Raw genomic sequence first — 15,087 nt, 5'->3', positions numbered from 1 at the left:
ACCCGTCACCCCGACGGGCGGGTGCCGGGGACCGCGCCGTAGCCCATCTGGCCCGGGAGGTCGCCGTCCTGGCCGTAGACCTGCACCTGGTAGTAGGAGGTGGTCCCGGGAGGTGCGGTGGTGTCCAGGTAGGACACGGCCGTGCCGGGCAGGGTCGAGGTCAGCTCGTCCCAGACCTGGGTGGCCGGGTTCCAGCGCTGGATCGCGACCGAGGAAGGTGCCGGGCACCACTCGTTCTGGCAGGACCACTTCCAGGTGAGGCGTACGCCGTCGGTGGCGCCGCTCGCGGACAGGGTCATGGAGCCGGCGTAGCCGTCGCCCATCCACGGCAGCACCGCGGCCTCGGAGCGCAGGCCGGTGGCGTCCACGGCGACGACCGCGTAATAGCCGTTGGAGGAGGGGGAGGGGGCGGCGGTGTCCGTGAGGGTGGTGCCCGTCACGGGCTGGTCCTGGACCCGGATGCCCGGGTGGGCGGCGTCGCCCCAGTACCGGTAGACCAGGTAGCCGGTCGCGCCGGGCACCGGCTGCCAGGACAGCACCGCGTTCTCGCCGTCCTGCCGGGCGGCCAGTCCCGCGGGCCGGTCGGGGCGCTCGGTGCCCTCCGGGTACGGGCGCAGGGCGCAGGTGTCCTCGGAGAGGCCCGAGCGGTCCCCGGCCACGTTGACGGCGACGGTCCGGTAGCAGGCGGGAACTCCGGCCGGTGCGCCGGTGTCGGTCCACTCCGGGGAGCCCGTCGCGGGAACGTCGGCGCCGGTCTTGATGTACTCGGCGTCCGTCTCGGTGCGGCGCCAGACCTCGTAACGGACCGCAACGGGGTCGTTGACCGGCCAGGTCAGCCGGATGCCGTCGGTGCTGCCCGTCGCGGACGGCATGTCGGGCGTCTGCGGAGCGGGGACGGGCTCGTTGGAGACGTCGACCCATATGGGGTCGCTGTAGCCGCCCACGAAGTTGCGCACCGTCAGGCAGTAGCGGGCCATGCGGTACGGGCTGGTGTCCAGGTAGGAGGAGCTGGCCGTGTGGAAGGTGTCGACGCTCGCGCACGTGCCGCCGTAGGTCGTGCGGTGCAGGTAGTAGAGGTAGACCTCGGACGCCGGCGAGTCGTCCCAGTCGAGGAGGATGCCGCCCTCGACGCGGGTGGCGGTCAGTCCGGTGGGCGTGGACGGCTTGGGCGCCGGCGGGGGCAGCCGCTTGAGCTGGACCACGGTGCCGGAGGAGCGGTTGCCCAGCTGGTCGACCGCGACGACCCGGTAGTACGGGGTGGCGTCTGCGGCGATCGGAGCGTCGGTGAGGGTGCAGCGGACCTGCTCCTCGGTGCCGGGCACGGCGGCGCACTGGGGTGTGCGGAGGCTTCCGGAGTCGGTGAACGGGCCGTCGGGGCTGTCGCCGCGGGTGATCTGGTAGCCGGCGAAGTCCTGGTCGTAGCCGGGCCAGCCGTTGGTGGTCCAGGTCAGGGTGGCGGTGGTGCCGCCGTCGGGTGCGGTGACCTCGGGGGTGCCGGGCGCGGCGGGTCCGGTGGTGTCCGGCGGCAGGGGGCGGCTGACGGCTACCGGTTCGGTCCAGGCCGAGGAGACGCGCGGTGTGCCGGTGTCGACGGCCTGGCCGACGGCGCGCACCCGGTAGTGCCGGGTGCCGCCCTCGGGGAGGGCCGTGTCGGTGAACCGCGAGGCGGTGAGGGGTGCGTCGTCGCCGGTGCGCGTGGTCCAGGGGCCGGACGCCGAAGCGGCGGACTGCACCTCGTAGCCGGCGGTCAGGCCGTGTGTGGGGCTGCCGACCGGGTTGTCGGCCCAGTCGAGGACGGCGTTGCCGGAGGTCAGCTCGCCCGTGAGGCCGGTGGGCTGCCGCGGCGGGTACAGCCCGGTGTCGGGCCGCAGCGCGGAGGCGACGGTCCCGGCGTACTCACCGGGTTCGGTGGTGGCGGGGGCCGACTCGTTGCCCGCGGTGTCGACGGCCGTCACCCTGTAGTACGCCGTGACGCCGATCGGCGCTTCCTTGTCGGCGTAGGAGTTGTCCTGGACGACTCGGGCGTCGGCGCTCCTGATTCTGGTCCAGGGGCCGGCGGGGGCGGTGGCGCGGTAGACGTGATAGCCGGCGAAGGCGTCCTGGGCGGTGTAGTCGTCGTCCCAGCTCGGGCCCCAGCTCAGGTGGTTCTCGCCCAGATCGTCCTCGGGGTCGGCCACGCCGTTGTCGTTGAGGTCGATGTCGCCGTAGCCGTCGGCTCCCAGGATGTCCGGGGCCTTCGGCGGGGTGGTGTCGGCCGGTACGGCCGAGACGTTGGCGGAGGCGCGGGACTGGTTGCCGGCGCGGTCCACGGCGGTGACGGCGAACCAGTACTTGGTGCCGTTGCGCAGCCCCGTCGAGGTGAACGCGCTGCCGGTCAGCGCGGCGGAGCCGCTGATCCGGTGGGCGGTGTCGATCGCGACGGGGGTGGTGGTGGAGCGGTAGACCCGGTAACCGGCCAGGTCGGCCTCGACGTTGCGGGCCCAGCTGACGGTGGCCCGGCCATCACCGCGTACCGCCTTCACGGCTGCGGGAGGCAGCGGGGCGGTCCGGTCCGGAGTGGTCGGGGAAAGGCTGACGGCGACGTTGGCCGAGCCGGTGACAGCCGCGTAGTCGACCCGGACGGTGTGCGTCCCGGCGGGCACGGTCACCTTGACGCTCGCGCGCTGGGTGGAGGCGTAGTCGCGCCACAGGTTGACGTGGAGCTTGCCGTCGATCCAGACCCGGACGCCGTCCTGGGCCGCGGTGTTCAGCAGGAAGGGCCCGCCGCCGCCGAAGTTGCGGCGCAGCGTCCAGCGGACGCCGAAGCGGTCGTTGGGCAGGGATATTCCGGCCGGATGGCCCCTGCCCCAGCTCTCGTTGACCGAGGTGTCGCACAGTGACTTGCGAGGTGTGCCGGTGAGTGTGGTGTTGGGGTAGTAGTCGGCCTTCCACACCCCGGTGGAGCAGGTCACGGAGGCGACCGGCGCGGCGTCCGGCCGGGTCTGCGCGGAGGGTGGGGGCTGCACGGTACCGGCGACGAGCGCGGCTCCGGCAGCGGCGGTGACCGGCCACAACAGCCGGTGCGGCGCCCTGGAACGGGGCCGCGGGGGAACGGGTCTGCCCATCTGGGGCGTCATCCTTCCTCAGGCCCGGCGCACCACCCGCGACAGCACGGCTCGGGTGGTTCACCGGGTGATCAATCTCAGCCACGCGAGCATGACATGGGAACAGGTGTTCGCGGGCGAAATAGGCGGAACGCGTACCGGAACCTGTCGTACCGGCCGACATGGGGGGAGAGTTCCCCTCCAGAGATCCATGGGTAGGGGCACATGGATTCGTGACTCGTCGAACCATCCATGACTCATCGAACGGGGGCGCCATGCCGGAGATCGAACTGTCGGCCGGGACGATCGACTACCAGGACACCGGCGGTGGCGGGCCGGTGCTGGTGTTCGGGCACGGGCTGCCGATGAACGAGACACAGTGGCGCAAGGTCGTACCGCTGCTGGACGGGTACCGCTGCGTCCTGCCCACACTGCCCCTCGGCGGTCACCGCCGGCCGATGAACCCGGACGCCGACCTGTCCCACCGGGGTGTCGCACGGCTGCTGGGCGAGTTCATCGAACGGCTCGGCCTGGACGACGTGACCCTCGTCCTCAACGACTGGGGCGGGGGCCAGTTCCTGGTGACGGAGGAGCAGGGCCACAGGGTCGGGCGGATGGTGCTCGTGGCCTGCGAGGCGTTCGACAACTTCCCGCCGGGACCGGCGAAGGCGGCAGCGGCCGTGTGCAGGATCCCCGGCGGCGTACGGCTCCTGACGCGGCTGATGCGCGTCCCCGTGTTCCGCGACAACCGCAACGGGTACGGCGGGATGAGCCTGCGCGGAATTCCGGCCGAGATCATGGAGGACTGGTTCGGTCCCGCGACCCGGAGCAGGGCCGTCCGCCGGGACTTCGCCAAGTTCGCCACCTCGGCGCCCGATCGCCGGACCTTGCTGGCCTGGAGCGAGCGCCTCCGTGACTACGACCGCCCCGTACTGGTCGTCTGGGCCACCGAGGACCGGTTGATGCCACGTGAACATGGGCCCCGGCTGGCCGAGTTGTACCCGAAGGGACGGCTGATCGAGATCGCCGGCTCCTCCACCCTCGTACCCGAGGACCAGCCGGAACAACTCGCCGAAGCGATGCGGGACTTCCTGACCGGGACGGGAGCGGACCCGGTCGGGGCGAACGGGTGAGCGCCGGAGCAGCCGGGCGAAACGGCCGCGCGGGAGCGGTCGGGCGGGGCGGGCGGCGGACTCCGGTGGCCCTGAACGCCGCTGACACCGCGCGCGAACGCGACCCGGCAGCGTAGAAGGCCGGAGTGCTGCCGGACTCGGGACAAGCCAGGGCGGCACCGCCGCTGGGACGATCCGGGCATGAGCGATGGCCAGGAAGTGATCTGCGGTCCCCTCCGGACGCGGCCCCTGTGGGCTCTCGTGGGGCTGGGGGCGGCCGGAGCGGGCGTGGCCCTGGTGCGCTCGCTCTTCTGGGGGCGGCTGGTGGACCCGTGGGTGTTCGGAGGGCTGCTCGTGGCGCCAATAGCCGTCCTGGGCCTGTACGCGGCCGGGGTCCTGGTGAGCGCCGACGCGTACGGGATCCGCTCCCGGACGTTGCTGCGCCGCCGCAGTCTGCCGTGGGGCGACATCGCCGACGTGCGCGTGTACCTGCAGTACGGGCGTCACGGGGAGGTGATCCGTCGTGTCTGCGTGGTGCTGCGCGACGGGCGCACCCGGCGGCTGCCCCTGCCGTTCAGCGCGTCCGGCGACGACCGGCCGGACTTCGACGCGAAGCTCGACGCCCTGCGCGCGCTGCACCGCCGCCACGGAGGACCGGAGTCGGACCATGTTCCCGTCATCTCCTACCGCACCGCCGGGCGCGGCTCGGCCGTGTCACTCGTCCTGTGCGTGCTGCTGCTCGCGGGCGCGGGTCTGGCCGCATGGTTCGTGCCGAGTGTCGCGTCGGAGCGGCGGGCGTGGACCTCGGCCGTCTCCTGCGCCGCCGGGACGCCCGCGACGGAACGCGGGGACTGCCTGACCAGCTCGCCGGCCGTGATCGCACGGACGGAGGCCGGCCGGGGGAAGCGGACGAGTTGGCTGTACTTCGCGGGCGGCCGGCCGGTGGAGCGGCTCGCGGTCTCGCAGGAGGCCGCCGAGGGTTTCCAGCCGGGCGAGCGCGTCGAACTCACCGTCTGGCGGCATCAGGTGAGAGAGGTCGTCGGACAACACCAGGTGTGGCGCGAGCACTTCGCCACCGCCGGTGAGCCGGCCGTCCTCGCGGCCGCGCTCGGCCTCGCGGCGGGGTATCCCGGCTCCCGGATGCTGCTGCACCGGCGTGGGCGCCGGTTGCCCGACGACGAGGTCCTGCCGTCGGCGCTCCCGTTCGCGGGCGTGCTCGTCGGCACGGCCCTGTGGCTGCTGCCGCTCTGCTACCTCCACCCCACGACCCTGCCGGCCTCGCCCGTCACCGTCGCCTGGGCGGTCACGGGCTCGCTCGGTTCGCTTGGCCTCTTCGCGTGGGCGTGGCGCGCAACCCGTATCCGGGTGCCCCGAGCGGCGGCAGCCGAGGCGGAGCCTGCCGACGAGGACGTGTTCCTGGCCGCCCGTTTCCTGGAGTCCACCGACTACAACCCGCACGGGTTCGGCACGCACATCGTCCTCGGCGGCGGCCCGCCCGCCGTCACGCCCCACCCCGGTCCGGGACGGTTCGCGGCGAAACGGATCCCGGTGGAGCGGCTCACGGTCAAGGACGTACGGCGTCTGCGCGGAGGGGACGAGGACACCGTCTCCCTCCCCCGGAGCTGGCACATCGCCGAACTCGACGACGGGGGCAGTCCGGTGCGCCTCGCGGCCTCGCCGGCCGACCTGGCCCGCATCCTCGGCGCGCTGGAACCGGCCCGAGCCGGGCGGCGGCCGGTCGGATGACGGACTGAGACGGCCGTCCGGTCGGATGACGGGCTGAGACGGTCGTCCGGCCGTCCGGCGCTCATCCCGTCGTCTTGTCCGGCGCTCATCCCGTCGTCCGGTGGTCGTCAGCGGGTCTGCAGCCAGAGTGCCAGCAGGCCGACCACCGCCGTGCCGGCGCCGTAGCACGCGCCGCGGAGGAACTGGTCGGCCGCGACGCGCCGGCGGCGCGAGAGCCACCGTGTGATGTCGCACAGCGCCCGTCGGCAGCGTGCGGCCGTGGCGGACAGCCGCCGTCCGACGGCCTCCCGCCGGGGCGGTTCCAGGGGGCACCCCGACCGGGCGCGCCGTAACCTCATGGCTGCTGCACCTGCCTTTCTTCGGCGAGGGGATCACCGTGCGGCGAGGGCCGGGGCGAGAGGGTGGGCGGCCTGTGCGGGGCGGAGCGGGCGGAAGGTGACCTTGCCGTCGGCGTCGACGCGGGCGCCGTGCACGGCCGGCTCGGGCAGGCTGTTGTAGTGGAAGGGCGTGGAGAAGTAGTACGCCCCGGTGTCCGGTACGACGACGAGGTCGCCGGTGTCGAGACGGGGCAGCGTGCGGTCGCGGGCCAGCAGGTCACCGGCGAAGCAGCAGGGGCCGGCGATGTCCTGGGCCACGGGCGGGCTGGTCTTGGCGTTGCCGCCGGGGTCGTAGGCCTCGATCCGCAGGGGCCAGGCGTCGGGGGCGAACACGGTCCGGGTGGCGACCTGGGCGCCGGCGTGGGTGATCGCGATGGGCCGGCCGCCGACGGTCTTGGTGTACTCGACGTACGCGGCCATGAAGCCGTTCTTGGCGAGGACGGAGCGGCCGAACTCGGTGACGATCTCGTAGTCGCCGGAGAACAGGGCGGGCGCGTGCTCGCGCAGACGGTCGACGTAGGTGTCGAAGCCGGGGGTCGTCTCGTCGTCGGCGAAGTTGACCGGCAGGCCGCCGCCGATGTCGATGCCGGTGACCTGCCTGCGGCCGAGGCGGGTGTTGATCTCCTCGGCGAACGCGACCGCCTTCGCGATGCCCCCGGCGATCAGGTCCAGCGGGCAGCCCTGCGAGCCGACGTGTGTGTGCACCCAGGTGAGCCAGGGACGGTCCCGGTACGCCCGGAACAGGCGCTCACGGTTGCCCTCGTCCTCCAGCGGGACGCCGAACTTCGAGGTCGCCGTCGCCGTGCTCATGGCGCTGATCGAGCCGCCGCCGACCTGGGGGTTGACGCGTACGCCGATCCGCGAGCCGGAGGGGCGGGCGGCCAGGATGTCGTCGATCCGTTCGAGTTCCTCGAAGCTGTCCGCGTTGACGGTGACGCCGAGGCTGAGGGCCTGGACGAGTTCCGCCCGCGTCTTGGCCGGGGAGTCGAAGACGATGTCCGCCGGGTCGAAGCCGGCCTCCAGCGCCTGGGCCAGCTCGCCGGCGCTGGCGACCTCGCAGCCCATGCCGCCCCGGCGCAGCTCTTCGAGGACGGGGACCAGGCAGTTCGCCTTGGCGGCGAAGGCGTGCAGGACCTGGAGGGAGGCGGGGAACGCGGCCCGCAGGGAGGCGACGGTCTCGTCGACGCCGTCGAGGTCGACGAAGGCGGCGAGCAGCGCCGACTCCGGGTCCAGGAGTCCCTGCCGTACGGCCGCCCGCAGTATCCGCTCACGCCGGCCGGCCTTGTCCTCGGCCTGCGTGGTCTGCCTGGCCTGCGTGGTCTGCCTGGCCTGCGTGGTCTGCCTGGAAACACTCATCGCGCACCTTCCCGGAGCCTTGAGCCTCGACCGCGCACGGTTGTCGTGCGGCGGACCACCAGGCTCCCTCCGGGGCGGGGCGGACGTCTTCGTCGGGAGTTCCGGTGTTCCGGCCCGCGGTTCTCGCCGAGGAGAGAAACCGCCGGGTGGGGCGGTCGCCGTCGTGCGCGGGCACGAAGGAACCTCCCCTTCATCGTGGCGGCACCCGAAGGCTCACGCCTCCCGGCCGCTCAGGCCGGCCCGGCTCTCACGCCGCCCGGCGGCTCACTGCTTCCTGTCGGCACCGCGCTCCAGCAGGCGCAGTTGGAGCTGGGCGAGGAGGCGGGCGTCCGGGCTGCGCAGATCGAGGCCGGAGACCTCGGTGAGCCGGCTGATCCGGTGCCGCAGGCTGTTCGCGTGTACGCCCAACGCCCGTGCGGTGTCCGGCACATGACCGAAGTGGTCGAGGTAGGCGCGCAGGGTCTCGACCATCGTGCCCCCGCCGTGCCCGGCGTCGTACGCCACGAGTCGCGCCACGGGCGTGTCCAGTGCCGTCCCCGGCCCTGGCCCCGCCGCCTGTGCCGCCCCTGTCAGCGTGTCCAGCATCTCGTTCAGGGCGATCGTCTCGGCCACCTCGCTCGCGGAGGCGACGGCACGCTGTTCGCCCGGCGAGAGGAGTGCCCTCAGTGCCAGGTCCGCCGACCGGCGGGACGCGGGCAGGCCGGTCAGGGTGTCGACCACGGTGCCCAGGCCGATCCGCGCGTCGGGCCCGAACGTGTCGGCCACCTGTCGGACCAGTGACGTCCCCACCTGGAAGACCTGTTCCTCGGCCCGTCGCGGGTCCTTGTGCAGCCCGCCGAGCAGGATCAGGGCGCCCCGGTCGACCGGCAGGACGACCGGGGTGACGTCGTACGCGCCACAGCACACCGCCAGCAGGGCGCACAGCCTCCCGGCCGTTTCCCCCGCGCCGAGGTCCCCCTTGCCGGATTCCCCCTTGGAGGATTCGTCCTCGCGGGAGGCTCGGGCGGCTCGGGCGGCTCGGGCGGCTCCGGGGCGGACCGCCAGGACGGCACAGTGCCCGTGGGCCGGTATCCCGGTGCGTTCGGTCAGTACGGCGGCGGAGCCCCGTCCGTCGAGGAGGGCACGGGCCGCGTCCTCGGTCAGCCGGGCGTCCGTGCGGTGGGACCGGTGGTGCAGCAGGTGTCCGGCGGCCACGCGGGCCGCCGACCGCAGGGTGTCGGAGGCGTGCGGCGGGAGGTCGGAGCCGGCCGCCGCGACCCAGATCGATCCCAGGACCTCGCCGCCCGCACGGACGGCCACCACCAGGCGTTCGGGATTCTCCCCGTGGGCCGGCCGGTGGATGACGTCCCCCGAACCCCACAGGGCGCGGAAGAATCCGGCTTCCCGCATGGCGGCGACCCGCCACTCCGGCACCCTGCGGCCGAGGATCGTCAGGCGGCGCAGTTCGTCCACGTCCTCCTTGGTGGACGAGTACGCGAGGACCCGGGACTCCAGATCCTCGATCGTCACCGCGCCGCCGACCAGGACGGCGACCGCGTCGGCCAGGCCGTTCAGGTCGCCCAGCGGTACGGCGGAGGCAGCCGGATCGGCGGGGACCCCGGCCAGGACCAGGCCCGCCCGCAGTGCGCCGACCAGTTCCGTCCAGCCCAGCCACGCCGTACGGAAGAGCAGGGCCGTGCCGGCGGCCTCTGCGGCCGTCCGCAGGGCGTCCGTGGGCCGCCCGGACCTGCCCTGCCCGAAGACCACGGCGGCGGCACCCTCCCGAGCTGCCTCGGCCACGACGTCGAGGGCGGCGGCCGACTGCGGGTCGACGCCCACCGCCAGCAGGAGCTGCCCCCGCGACCGCCCCGGCTCCAGCGGGTCCAGGACCGTGACCCCTTCGACGACGGCCGCGAGGCCGCCCGGAGCCACGCACAGCTCCAGCGCGCCGGCCCCCATGACCGACAGCAGTCTCTCCAGCGTCGGCCCTCGTACGGCGTCGTCCCCCGGCCCGGCCATGACGTTCAGCGCCATCCGGCCCCCCTCTTCGCGTCGGCACGGCGTGTGACGGTGAGTGTAGGAGCAGTCACGGCCTCGGGTCAGGGGAACGGGCTCGGTGGAACGGACTCGCGGGACGCACTCGCGGACGGACTCGCGGGACGCACTCGCGGGACGCACCGGCTCAGGCCGCCGCCTCCGCCGTGGTCGCCGCCGACGACGCCTCGGGCCGCTCCGCCGTGACGCGGCGACGGCGGGTCGGCATCCGCATGGTCGGGTTGGCTACGCCCCAGGCCGCGCCCTTGCAGATGACTTCCTTGTAGAGGGCGGCGGTGCGTCCGGTCAGGGCCGCCCGGACGGCCCGGTCGTCGGCGGTGACGTACTGGATCAGGCCCTGCTTGCGGCCCAGGGAGATGCACTGGTTGAAGTAGCGCAGCGCCACCTCGGGGATCTTGCCGCCGGTCAGGCGGGCCGCGATGGCGTCGGCGGCCTGCCAGGCGGTGGGGACGCCCGAGGCGCAGGACATGCGCAGGGGCTTGTCGGCGGGGCCCGTCACGCTCGCCGCGTCACCGATGGCGTACACGTCCGGGTGGGAGACCGAGCGCATGGTCCGGTCGACGACGATCTGACCGGTGTCGGTGACCTCCAGGGAGGTGGCCCGCGCGATGGGGTGGACGGCGAAGCCGGTGGTCCACACAGTGACCGCGGCCGGGACGGTGGCGCCGTCCGCGGTAGTGACGTGGTCGGCGGCGACGCCGGTGACGGCGGTGTGCTCGTGCACGGTGATGCCGAGGCCGTCGACGACCTTCCGCAGGTGTCCGCGGCCCTTGGGCGACAGCCAGTCGCCGAGGTCGCCGCGGGCGGCGAGGGCCACGTCGAGGTCGGGGCGGGACTCGGCGATCTCGGTCGCGGCCTCCAGGCCGGTGAGGCCGCCGCCGACCACGACCACGGGCTGTCCGGCGGTCAGGCGGGCCAGGCGCTCGCGCAGCCGGAGCGCTCCGGGGCGACCGGCGATGTCGTGGGCGTGTTCGGCGGTGCCGGGAACGCCCTGGGGGTTCCAGCCGCTGCCGAGGGCGTACACGAGGGTGTCGTACTCCAGTTCCTCCACGCCGCTGGGGCCGGCGTCGGTGCCGGTGACGGACACCGTCCTGCGGTCGACGTCCACGGCGGTGACCTTGGCGAGCTTCAGCCGTACGCCGGTGCCCGCGAACATCTCGCTGAAGGGACGGGGCTTGAGGTCCTGGCCGACCGCGAGCTGGTGCATCCGCACGCGCTCGACGAAGTCGGGCTCGGCGTTGACGAGGGTGATGGTGACGTCTTCGCGGTGCAGCCGCTTGGCGAGGCGCCCGGCGGCGATGGCTCCGGCGTATCCGGCTCCGAGGACGATGATGCGCTGCTGCATCTCCATGCTCCTGTCTTGGACGGTTTCGCCACTTGAACCGGGCGGCCCCGCGTTTCCTGACAGGAATGCGATGTGAAGCAGCTCACACCGACGTGACCGGCGTCAGAACGGGGTGAGGAGCGGCTCGCCGTGGTCGGTGGCCGCCCACACCCGCGTCGCGCGTTCGAGCTTGTCGGGGTTGACCTGGCTGCGGAACGCGGCGATGCCCTCGGGGGTGATCTCCAGGCAGGTGACGCCGATGACGCGGCCGTCGAGGACGGCCACGAGGGCGGGTTCGCCGTTGGAGGCCGTGACGTACATGCCGGGCGAGCCACCGACCAGGTCGCGCTTGGCCTTGCTGGGCTTGAACAGACCGCGCATGAACTTCGCGACCGCGAGCGCGCCCTCGAACGCCTTGGCGCGCGCCGGGACCTTCCCGCCGCCGTCGCCGACCGCGACCGCGTCCTGGGTGAGGAGCCGCACGAGCGGCTCGGTCCGTCCGCTGGTCGCGGCGGCGAGGAACTCGTCGACGATCCGCCGGGCGGCGGCCTCGTCGATCTCGGTACGGGCCCTGCCCTGCGCGACGTGCTTCTTGGCCCGGTGGAACAGCTGCTGGCTGGCGGACTCGGTGATGTCGAGGATCTCGGCGATCTCCCGGTGCGGGTAGTCGAACGCCTCCTTCAGCACGTACACCGCCCGCTCGTTGGGGGAGAGGCGCTCCAGCAGGGTGAGGACCGCGTACGACACGGACTCGCGCTGTTCGGCGGTGTCGGCGGGGCCGAGCATCGGGTCCCCGTCCAGCAGCGGCTCGGGGAGCCACTCGCCGACGTAGGTCTCGCGCCGGGCGCGGGCCGAGGTCAGCTGGTTGAGGCACAGGTTGGTGAGGACCTTCGTCAGCCAGGCCTCGGGAACCTCGATGCGGTCGACGTCGGTGGCCTGCCAGCGCAGGAACGTCTCCTGTACGGCGTCCTCGGCCTCGCTCGCCGAGCCGAGGAGCCGATAGGCGATGACCTCCAGGCGGCGCCTGGAGGCCTCGAACCGATCCACGTCGTTCACGGTCAGGGCCATGGTCCGGATCCTAACTCTCCCGGACCATGAGGTGACCGTCAGCCCAGGTGGACGGGCGCCGCTCCCTCCGTGTGCTGCTGCTTGACCGCGTCGACCGCCACGAAGGTGACCACCAGGCCGGCCAGGAACATGACCGCCGCCGCGACGAACGCCATCGTGTAGCCGTGGGTCAGGGCCTCGCCCGCCTTCGCCAGCTGCGGGAAGTCCTTGGTTCCCATGGCCCGGTAGAGGTTGGCGGCGGCATCGGGAAGCCTGTCGTCGGCCGCCGAGGTGGAGATCGTCGACAGGGCCGCGAGGCCGAGGGCGCCGCCGACCTGCTGGGCGGTGTTCAGCAGGGCCGAGGCCATTCCGGTGTCCTGGTGGGCGACACCGCTGACCGCGCCCAGGGTCATCGGGACGAAGCTCATGCCCAGGCCGAGCGCCGTGACGAACATCGCGGGCATCAGGTGGGCGGCGTAGGAGGAGTCGGTTCCCAGGGTGGAGAACCAGAGCATGCCGCCCGCCGCGACGAGCAGGCCGGGCCCGGCGATCAGGCGGGTCGGCAGATGGGATACCAGCTTGGAGCTGATGGCCGCGGCGGCCCCCATGCCCACGCTGAACGGCAGGTAGGCGAAGCCGGTGCGGACCGCGCTGTAGCCCAGGATGAGCTGCATGTAGAGGGTGAGGAAGTAGAAGGTGGCGAACATGCCGGCGCCGATGAACAGCATCGTGGCGTAACTGCCGGACCGGTTGCGGTCCTTGAGCAGGCGCAGCGGCATCGTCGGGTCCTTGGCCCGCGACTGGATCGCCAGGAACGCCGACAGGAGTACGGCGGCCACCGCGAAGGAGATCAGGGCGAGGCCGTCGGTCCAGCCGTGCTCGCCGCCGCGGGTGATGCCGTAGACGAGGGTGATGAGTCCGATGGGGAACGAGCCCGGCACCGAACCGGACGTCGTGATCCGCGCCGGAGGCCGCTGCACGACCGTGGCGGGCGAGGAACTGGCCGCCCCGACCATGGACGGCTCCTGGGACACCGGATACGACGACGGGACCGACGGGGCCGAGGACACGGTCGGCGCCCTCATGGTGAGCTGTCTGTACAGCCTGGACAGCGGCACGCCCGCCCGGCTGCTCGCCACGCTGCCGCCGCTGGCCGTCGTCGAGGCGGGCGTCGGCACCTGCCCGGTCAGCGATGCGACCTTCCGGGAGATCACCCGCGAGGAGGCGGGGCAGCGGGTCCTGCTGGACCGGACGATGGACCTGATGCTCATCACCGCCCTGCGCGCCTGGTTCACCCGCCCCGGCGCTCGGCTCCCCGCCTGGTACCGGGCGCACGGCGATCCCGTGGTCGGCGCGGCCCTGCGCCTGCTGGACGCCGAGCCCGGCCACCCTTGGACCCTGCCGGCCCTGGCGGGACCGGCGTGTCCCGGGCGAGCCTGGCCCGGCGCTTCACGGCCCTCGTCGGGCAGCCGCCGATGACCTACCTGCGCGAACGCCGCCTCGCGCTCGCCGCCGACCTGCTGCGCGACCCCGAACCGACCCTCGCGGTGGTGGCGGACCGCGTCGGCTTCGCGGGCGCCTTCGCCCTCAGCGCCGCGTTCAAGCGGCAACACGGCGTCAGCCCCAGCGAGTTCCGGCTCCGGGAGACCGGTACCCGCCACGGTGCGTGAGGCGGCGAGGAGAGCGGGCCGCGGCATAGGCTTCGAGAAGCGAGCCGTACGTGATCAAGCGCGCCGGCACACACGTACGGGAGGTCCGGGTGGATCAGGAACCGTTGCCCTCGGAGGGGTTCGCCGAGGTCCGTATCGTCGCGGCGACGCCGGACACCGCGCGCCGGGTCGCCGAGGTGCTGCGCCGCTGCTTCGCCTCGGCCGAGCAGCGCAGTTATCCGGCCGGGGCCGAGGGCGGCACCCGGCTGCACCTCACCATCGACACCGCACAGGCCGCCGGGCCCGCCCGGTCCTGGCTGTCGACCAGCGAATCCTCCCCGGAGGGGCCCACGCACACGGACGAGGTCTGAGCGCCGCTCCTCGGCGTCCGATCAGGGTTCGAGGATCAGCACATGCCAGGGTGCCGCGGGCAGCGGCTCGTCGCCGGCGTCCCCCTCGACGTACCGCCATCCCCAGGCCAGCATCGCCTTCAGCGTCTCGGCGTCGGTACGGCTCACCAGCGCGACCCCGGCGCTCGCGTCGTGGTCGGCGAGCAGCCGCCGCTGGAGCCGCCGGGCGAGGTTCCAGTCGCGGCCCTGGTGGCGGGTGCGCACGACGGGCTGGACGACGATCCGGGAGACGGCGAAGAGGCGCCCGGAGGCGGCGATGCGGCGCAGATCCGCCGGCACGTGCCCGTGCGGGCTCAGGCTCCGCCACCAGGCTCCGTGGTCGTCCACCGCGAAGCCGTAGGCGCAGGCGGTGAGCACCGTGGTCTCGGCTATCAGCAGCGCGAACCCGGGCCGTCGTACGTCGCAGGCGAGCCCTCGCAGAAACGCGTCCCGGTCCCGCTCCCTCGCCCACGGCTTGCCGCCGGAGGTGTCCGCGTAGAGATCGCCCAGCTCCTGGAGCCGGTCCTCGACCTGACTCCGGCTCAGCGCGCGGACGCGGTCGGCCTCCCAGGGGGACGGGTCCTGGTCCCGCTGTGTCGAGCCCGGCCTGCGGTCGGGTGGGGGTTCGGAGGGCCACCGGTGGTCACCGGGCCGCGCGGGCTCCGGGGTCGTCGGCCGGCCGGGCACGTTCACGGTCATGGGGCGAGCCCTGCTCCGGGCACGGACGGATCCGGTCCGGCGTCGTCGGTCACCGGGAACGGCAGCGGCGGGCGGCCGGTGCACGAGATACTCCCGGCTCCTTCACGGTACTCCAGCCGGTGCCCGGCGCCCGCTTATCGAACCTTCGTTCGATGCTCCGGCCCTGGAAGTCCGCGTTGACGTACCCTCGGGGGTATCGGGAGTTCTCCGTACGCCGCCTCCGCGCCGGCGTCGTTCCCGGTGCACCACTTGCACCGGGAACGACGCCGGC

General features: G+C 73.3%; 13 protein-coding genes. 5 read left to right on the top strand and 8 right to left on the bottom strand.

All coding sequences use genetic code 11. From position 1 onward, the window contains the following. Positions 1-5: 5 nt before the first annotated feature. Positions 6-3,104, bottom strand: coding sequence for a fibronectin type III domain-containing protein (locus BZL64_RS40580; protein ID WP_158101530.1), 3,099 nt, complete (start codon positions 3,102-3,104; stop codon positions 6-8). A 254-nt stretch (positions 3,105-3,358) separates the two neighbouring features. Between BZL64_RS40580 and BZL64_RS14640 the strand changes: the two genes are divergently transcribed. After that, positions 3,359-4,216, top strand: coding sequence for an alpha/beta fold hydrolase (locus BZL64_RS14640; protein ID WP_086769624.1), 858 nt, complete (start codon positions 3,359-3,361; stop codon positions 4,214-4,216). Between the two features lie 180 nt (positions 4,217-4,396). Then, positions 4,397-5,941: a PH domain-containing protein gene (locus BZL64_RS14635; protein ID WP_086769623.1), complete on the top strand. Its 1,545-nt coding sequence runs from the start codon at positions 4,397-4,399 to the stop codon at positions 5,939-5,941. A gap of 107 nt (positions 5,942-6,048) precedes the next feature. Here the strand turns inward: BZL64_RS14635 and BZL64_RS14630 are convergent, their stop codons facing one another. The 6 genes from BZL64_RS14630 to BZL64_RS14605 all read right to left on the bottom strand — a co-directional run bounded on the left by BZL64_RS14630 (position 6,049) and on the right by BZL64_RS14605 (position 13,020). Beyond that, positions 6,049-6,279: a hypothetical protein gene (locus BZL64_RS14630; protein ID WP_086769622.1), complete on the bottom strand. Its 231-nt coding sequence runs from the start codon at positions 6,277-6,279 to the stop codon at positions 6,049-6,051. 33 nt (positions 6,280-6,312) lie between these two features. After that, on the bottom strand, positions 6,313-7,674 hold the full coding sequence (locus BZL64_RS14625; protein ID WP_086769621.1) for a type III PLP-dependent enzyme domain-containing protein: 1,362 nt from the start codon (positions 7,672-7,674) through the stop codon (positions 6,313-6,315). Between the two features lie 264 nt (positions 7,675-7,938). Next, the gene (locus BZL64_RS14620; protein WP_086769620.1) at positions 7,939-9,687 is read right to left on the bottom strand and encodes a PucR family transcriptional regulator; all 1,749 of its coding nucleotides are present in this window, start codon (positions 9,685-9,687) and stop codon (positions 7,939-7,941) included. 148 nt (positions 9,688-9,835) lie between these two features. Then, positions 9,836-11,053 carry an NAD(P)/FAD-dependent oxidoreductase gene (locus BZL64_RS14615; protein ID WP_086769619.1) on the bottom strand — a complete coding sequence of 406 codons (1,218 nt, stop codon included), beginning with the start codon at positions 11,051-11,053 and terminating at the stop codon, positions 9,836-9,838. 102 nt (positions 11,054-11,155) lie between these two features. Then, entirely contained in the window at positions 11,156-12,100 is a 945-nt protein-coding gene (gene sigJ, locus BZL64_RS14610; RefSeq protein WP_086769618.1) for an RNA polymerase sigma factor SigJ, read from the bottom strand. 38 nt (positions 12,101-12,138) lie between these two features. Further along, complete coding sequence (locus BZL64_RS14605; protein WP_341868800.1) at positions 12,139-13,020, bottom strand: MFS transporter; 882 nt, start codon at positions 13,018-13,020, stop codon at positions 12,139-12,141. Here BZL64_RS14605 and BZL64_RS14600 point away from each other — a divergent pair. Genes BZL64_RS14600 through BZL64_RS14595 form a run of 3 tightly spaced genes read left to right on the top strand, consistent with a single transcriptional unit; the run spans position 13,001 to position 14,099 of the window. Beyond that, a complete protein-coding gene (locus BZL64_RS14600) occupies positions 13,001-13,558 on the top strand; it encodes a cupin domain-containing protein (protein WP_341868799.1) in 558 nt (185 codons plus the stop codon). The genes BZL64_RS14605 and BZL64_RS14600 overlap by 20 nt on opposite strands. Continuing rightward, complete coding sequence (locus BZL64_RS42030; protein ID WP_341868798.1) at positions 13,555-13,749, top strand: helix-turn-helix domain-containing protein; 195 nt, start codon at positions 13,555-13,557, stop codon at positions 13,747-13,749. Before BZL64_RS14600 ends, BZL64_RS42030 begins: the two co-directional genes overlap by 4 nt. A 50-nt stretch (positions 13,750-13,799) precedes the next feature. After that, on the top strand, positions 13,800-14,099 hold the full coding sequence (locus BZL64_RS14595) for a hypothetical protein (protein WP_244205334.1): 300 nt from the start codon (positions 13,800-13,802) through the stop codon (positions 14,097-14,099). A 21-nt stretch (positions 14,100-14,120) separates the two neighbouring features. Here the strand turns inward: BZL64_RS14595 and BZL64_RS14590 are convergent, their stop codons facing one another. Next, complete coding sequence (locus BZL64_RS14590; RefSeq protein ID WP_086769616.1) at positions 14,121-14,816, bottom strand: hypothetical protein; 696 nt, start codon at positions 14,814-14,816, stop codon at positions 14,121-14,123. Between the last annotated feature and the right edge of the window lie 271 nt (positions 14,817-15,087).

It is taken from the genome of Streptomyces bobili (genome assembly GCF_002154575.1).
Classification (GTDB): domain Bacteria; phylum Actinomycetota; class Actinomycetes; order Streptomycetales; family Streptomycetaceae; genus Streptomyces; species Streptomyces bobili.
This window is presented reverse-complemented; position numbering and strand designations above follow the sequence as displayed.